This is a genomic window from Pseudooceanicola lipolyticus (assembly GCF_002786325.1).
Taxonomy (GTDB): domain Bacteria; phylum Pseudomonadota; class Alphaproteobacteria; order Rhodobacterales; family Rhodobacteraceae; genus Pseudooceanicola_C; species Pseudooceanicola_C lipolyticus.
On sequence record NZ_PGTB01000199.1, the window covers coordinates 1 to 5,806 of the forward strand.

General features: G+C 53.8%; 4 protein-coding genes and 1 tRNA gene. 2 read left to right on the plus strand and 3 right to left on the minus strand.

The features are described 5' to 3' along the window. Window positions 1–128: 128 nt before the first annotated feature. Window positions 129–1,172: a hypothetical protein gene (locus tag CVM52_RS26730; protein ID WP_133119948.1), complete on the minus strand. Its 1,044-nt coding sequence runs from the start codon at window positions 1,170–1,172 to the stop codon at window positions 129–131. Window positions 1,173–1,456: 284 nt separating this feature from the next. Here CVM52_RS26730 and CVM52_RS26735 point away from each other — a divergent pair, with 284 nt between their 5' ends. Then, window positions 1,457–2,494, plus strand: a complete 1,038-nt coding sequence (locus CVM52_RS26735) for a hypothetical protein (protein ID WP_133119949.1) — start codon at window positions 1,457–1,459, stop codon at window positions 2,492–2,494. Window positions 2,495–2,970: 476 nt separating this feature from the next. Here the strand turns inward: CVM52_RS26735 and CVM52_RS28130 are convergent, their stop codons facing one another. Then, window positions 2,971–3,153 carry an HNH endonuclease gene (locus tag CVM52_RS28130; RefSeq protein WP_133119950.1) on the minus strand — a complete coding sequence of 61 codons (183 nt, stop codon included), beginning with the start codon at window positions 3,151–3,153 and terminating at the stop codon, window positions 2,971–2,973. Between the two features lie 204 nt (window positions 3,154–3,357). On the opposite strand from CVM52_RS28130, the gene CVM52_RS22895 reads away from it, so the two are divergent. After that, window positions 3,358–4,932 (plus strand): primase-helicase family protein, encoded by a 1,575-nt coding sequence (locus CVM52_RS22895; protein ID WP_133119951.1) that lies wholly within the window; start codon window positions 3,358–3,360, stop codon window positions 4,930–4,932. A gap of 583 nt (window positions 4,933–5,515) precedes the next feature. Here CVM52_RS22895 and CVM52_RS22905 read toward each other — a convergent pair. After that, a tRNA-Gln gene (locus CVM52_RS22905) sits at window positions 5,516–5,590 on the minus strand. Between the last annotated feature and the right edge of the window lie 216 nt (window positions 5,591–5,806).

Genomic DNA, 5,806 nt, shown 5'->3' on the forward strand with positions numbered 1-5,806 from the left:
CAAACCGAAACCCATGATTATCAAGATCAAACCCGCAGACTCTCGTTATGAACGAGGGACCGAAGGGGGGCAGGTCACTCGCCGTACTGGGATGCGTCGCGCGGGCCGCCGCTAGTTGGATGGTAAAACTACTTAATGCGTCTAGGCAAATAATGGTCGTTATAATACCTGACCGATGTCTCAACTAGAACTTGCATGTATCTTGAAAGATGCTGCTCTCTTTCGCTAGCATTCAGCCTCGGCGCCAACTTTCCGTGACTCAAGTGACCTCGATCAGTGAATAACCTTTTTAGTACGTCCTCGTCCTTCTTGTTCCACAGAATTGAGTTCCTGAGGAGTTTTATGCCGTATTCCTTTGATTTTCTTCCAGATAGAGAGCGCGCGCTGTGCTCCAGCATTTCCATAGAAATCGCACATGAAACAACAAAAATATTGTCTCGAAAGGATACAAAAGCCGCGAGCGTATCATGTACTGAATTCATTGCGACATCGGGCTCTTCTCCATTGGCGAATGCCTCGCAGACGCTCTGCCAGATGCTGCTATTTATTGGCCTCTCAAGGCCCACCTCTTTGTAAATTGAGCTTTCAGATTCCCATGCGGAAATAAATCCCCCGTCTGGATGCCTTATAAATGGGGTGGGCCTTGAGTCTTTTAGAATTGAGAACCTCATGAACTTTTCAAGTGGCAGCGAAGCATTTCGCTCTGTTATCCACCATTGCCCGCTATGATTCTTTATAAGATGTATGAGACGTGCGGTTTCCGGCCTATGAAGGTCGCCATGTATCGCATAGTCAACGCGAAGGGCATCGTATTCAACGCCTTTATTCGGCGTCAATTTCACGTGGGCATCGATCGTAAGGCCCCTTGTGATCTCTATCGGATCTTTACCATAGATCGGCAATAGGAACGTGCTCTTGTCTGATTTATTTTTGTCCATTCTATCTGAGTCCAGCCTATACTTGATCGGCGGATATATCCTGTACTTATCGCTTTCATATACCTTGGTGATCTCTTCAGAGAAAACTATAGGTTGACTTAGAATCGAGAGAGTTCCTTGCCAAAGCGTGTCGGGCGCTTCAGGAATAGGGCCTTTAGTGAAGGAGAAGCCATCCTGAGGTTCAGCAAACCCAGCTCTAAGACCAAATGCCATGTCAGTGCGCGATATTTTCAAGGTTTAAACTCCTAAAACTGCATATTATTTGTGTTCAAAGGGACAAAGGACTCGCTGCATGTCTGACCCCAGTCGACAGCATTACCTCTCGTGTGACACTATTCAGGTCCTAAGGTAACGCTCGTATCGCACTGATTGACCCCACCACTGGTAGCCGTATCATCAAGCCGTGTATGCACGGCAGAACTTTCCGCGCAGTTTGCGAGTGCATGCATGGGCAGCACTAGCCTTCCTTGATGTGACATTTTATTCCTTATATGGAATCCATATTCGTTGAGAAGTCAATGCTGCTTCGTCTTTTGGAACTGTCCGACGCACTTCAGCAAGGTAAACGTGAGAAAGGAGATTCGATGGTCGAGAACAAGAGTTATTTAGTTAGATTGAAGGCTGTTCTTGGCAAGCCTTTGACGAGTGATGAAAAGATCATCCAGTTGAGTTTAAAAGGGAGGGAAGTAGCGCTGAAGCCCGATAACCCGGGGAAGACACTGAAGGAATCCAAGTGGATTATTGCAAGTGTGAAAGGATTCGCATCTGAGGCGGAAGCAACAGAATACGGAGAAAGGCTACGCTCAAGCATTGAATTGGCTGCGTTGGGGGCTCGCGTAGGTATCGATACAGGCCGGGACAAGCCGATCAGTACCGTCAATGAGGATTGGGCTCGCGAATCCGGCTTGCTCGGCGAAAGGTACGTACTTAGGCCAGATATTCACGGTCTGATGATCATACCAAACGATGGCCGAACCAAAATACCTTTCGTATCTGGAGGCGAAATGAAAGTGACTTCGGATCCGGATCAATTTACGATGGCGCTTTCTGAGGTATTCCACCACACGTCAGCTTGGCATCTTGGAGATACTAAAAGCCTTCGCTTGCTTAATCTCGCGATAATAAATCCGGACCCTCTAGCGACAATTGCGCTAGCATTCTCTTCTGTGGAGGCGCTCGGCCAGAACGAGACCTGGTCTCCATATCAAAAATCAATTCTCGAAAAGTGTGCCCGCGAGCTCGAAGCGAACCCAACAACTCCGGGACATGAAGATTTGGAGGTCGCAGAAGCTATCCGGCGCGGTACACACCGAGTCGGATTGCGACAAGGGGTACTTCGAGTTCTCAGCCGACTAAATCTGGACGGCTTAAAGAATGAATGGGATCGTCTATATTCGATAAGAAGTGGACTGATTCATGGAACGCGCGAGTGGGAGCCACATGAACTGGGAAAGTTCTCTTTTGAGGTCGTAAGCCTTTGCGGTCAGATTATCATGGCGAAGGTTAGACAGGACGGAGCGCTAATACCAACGGTCGCCCAGCTGCACTTTGGTTGAATAATTCTCGCCAGCCTGTCCGCAGCAGCGAAGGTGTCAGCGGCCTTCACACAGGACCAGTCGTCACCACGCCCAGTCCCCGGCTGAGATGTCTCCTCCGTGGCAGTGTCTCAGCTCCCCCGGATTAGGCCGCTCCCGCCACTCCCCGGTCACCTTCTCTTCGCTCCAGGCTTACGTTTTTGCCCCCAGAACCGCCCCAGTTCGGTCGAGGCCAGCGGTAAGTCGAAGAACCGGTTCAGAGGACAAAGTCTCCTACCACCCCAGCCATCAGCCTTCCGATCAGAGTCGTATGGGTGCTTGTGATCCCAAAGGGCCAGGAATGCCCCATTGGGTGCCCCTGTTGGCCGGGACGCTGTGCGAGGGGCGCCGGGACACCCGATAACAGCTTATACATGCGGAGTGAGGTTGCCCCACCCGAGGAACGGGTGAGGCGGGTTCTCTGATAGGTTCGCGGAGTGGGCATAGCCACAGAGGCGTCAAAGCATAGCGTAGTCGACCCCGTTCGCCCGCCGCTCCCGCTCGTCCCGCAGGTTATCGAGCCTGTCCCCTAGTTCCAGGTGCCGGGGGTTGACGCAGCGACGGTTATGGCAGCGGTGGCGGACGATCTCGGCGCCATGACTGTGGATAAGCAACTTTCTTCTGTGGACAACTTGACGCAACCAGGTGTTAGCGCTATCTTGTTTGGTCCTGGGAAGGAAATAATCGGCTCAGTTGCTCAAGTGCCGATCAAACAGAAGGAGAAGATATCTAGCTTTTAACACTAATCACTTACAACGAGATTCGCTGCATATTTTCATAGCGAACTCTAAAAGTCTCCCGGTTATTGATCTTCGGGATGGCGATTTTTTATATGGAATAAATAGATGAATACGAATGAAAAGACGACACGCCGCGAGCGTGAAAGGGTAGAATTTCTCGCGAACTCTGAAATGGCAGGACATGCTTCCGAGCCGTTCTTTCTTAAGGTCGTCGCAGATAGCTCGGCTCCATCTGAGACGGCTCATCCATCAGGGGAAAGTTCGCAGGGCCGAAACGACAGCCTGGCGTTTGATGCTGTTTCGACAGCTAAAGACGCGGAGGACCGATCGAAGGACGAGCAGGCTTGCACCAAGACCACCCTGTGTCAGTATCTTGCCAACACCTTCGTTAGGAGAGACGGCAAATTCTACAGCTGCGACGACACCAGTGCTTCGTTCTCGCTTTCGGACTTGAAGCGCATTGCATTGCTTCGAATTCGAGCGCGGTTCCCACACGTCGAGCTCTCAGACGAACTGTGGAAAGATGTGATCCAATTCGGCGTTGAAAAGGTTCACACAGATCAGAAGCAGTCGGTTCAGGTCTGGAATGGGCGCGTCGAGTGCCACCCTACGGTGCCGGGGAAACTAGTCCCGCGCGATGGATCGGTGACAGTCAACGCTTGGAGCGAGCCTGCCTATCGCCGCCTCGGCGAAACTGAAGCTGATTTCGGAATGTTCACGGAACTGCTCAATCGGGTATTTGTTCAACCCGCTGATCGTGAGCGCTTTGCGGACTGGCTTTCCTGGAACCTTCAAAACGAGGGGCAGAAGTGTGGCTGGGTTGTCTTACTCTTCTCAAGGCGGAAAGGGACGGGCAAGACCACGGTAAGCCGGTTGCTGGCGAAGCTCTTCGGCGAGGAAAACAGTCTGAACCTGATCAACAGCGGGAAGCTGACCGCGAAGTTCAATCAGACGGTGATGACGAAGAAGTTCGTCGTCGCTGATGAAGTGCAAATGAGGCCCGGCACCGAAGCAGCCAATGCCCTGAAGTCACTTATCACGGAACCTACGGTGGCGATCGAAGGCAAGGGCAAGGAGGTAACGAGCGCGCCGAACGTCGGTACCTACTTCATGACGACTAACGGCTACCCGCACTGGATCGAGGAGGGCGACAGGAGATTCCTAGTGGTCGATGCAAACCACGAATTCCATGCCATGAGCCCAAATGCCGCTGAGTTTCAGAGCTTTATGGCCGAGATCAATGCTTGGATGAATGAGCCAAGAAACATCGCTCGGCTATACAATGCGCTGATGGTCCGGAAACAGGCCAATAGCTTCAACCCTTGGTCTCTGGGTGCTGAGTCCGTCACAACCCCTCTGATGGCGCAACTGCACGCGGCTTCTGGAGAGGTGCTACAGCAGGAGCTCGAGGAAAGCATTGCTGCTCAAGGCGTCTTTGCGATCCCGCAGACCACACTGAGGAAGTGGTTTGCTGAGAAGCTAAAGGCAAACCCCAATCGCATTCCTCACTTCATGCACGAGCTTGGGTGGCACCAAGAGAAAGCTAAATGGGGAGGGTTTGACTATGCTCGCTCGATCTGGGTGCATCCTGACTATCAAGTGTCGGGCGGAAGGGTACGTGGGCCGGATGGCTATGACGAACTGGTCAGCGCAGTCGAGGAGGCGGTCGAAATCATATGAGAGCTCCACAGTTATTCATTGTTCGTGAAGGGTTTCAGGGCTGGTACGAGGACGTCCTGGCTAATCACCCGGAAGAGGCTCAGCAGTTAGTAGCGCGGATTCTGGCTGACACCACAGCGGACGAGCATGGCTGCCTGGTGACCCCGACCACCCAGCCGAGAAAGGTCCGGTTCCGAGGGGGGCAGGATCGGGCGTACCGGTTCGTCTTCTGCGTGACTACTGGGCTAGCCGCCACCCGGGACCAGATCGTCCGCCACCGCTGCCATGACCGTCGCTGCGTCAACCCCCGGCACCTGGAACTAGGGGACAGGCTCGATAACCTGCGGGACGAGCGGGAGCGGCGGGCGAACGGGGTCGACTACGCTATGCTTTGACGCCTCTGTGGCTATGCCCACTCCGCGAACCTATCAGAGAACCCGCCTCACCCGTTCCTCGGGTGGGGCAACCTCACTCCGCATGTATAAGCTGTTATCGGGTGTCCCGGCGCCCCTCGCACAGCGTCCCGGCCAACAGGGGCACCCAATGGGGCATTCCTGGCCCTTTGGGATCACAAGCACCCATACGACTCTGATCGGAAGGCTAATGGCTGGGGTGGTAGGATTCGAACCTACGGTACACGGTACCAAAAACCGCTGCCTTACCACTTGGCTACACCCCAACGGTGAGCGGCTAATTAAGCTGGTCGGGCGGGCTGTGCAAGGGGATAAAAGGCAAAAAAAATGCGGCTATTCCTCGGGGGCGTCGCGGTCGAGCAGGTCTTCCTGGCGCTGGCTGGCGCGTTCGGAGGTGACGATGCGCTCCAGCGCCGCCTCGGCGCTGGTGTCGACCTCCTGCGCTTCGGCGGGCGGCGGCACCGGCGCCGCCGGCGGTTCGG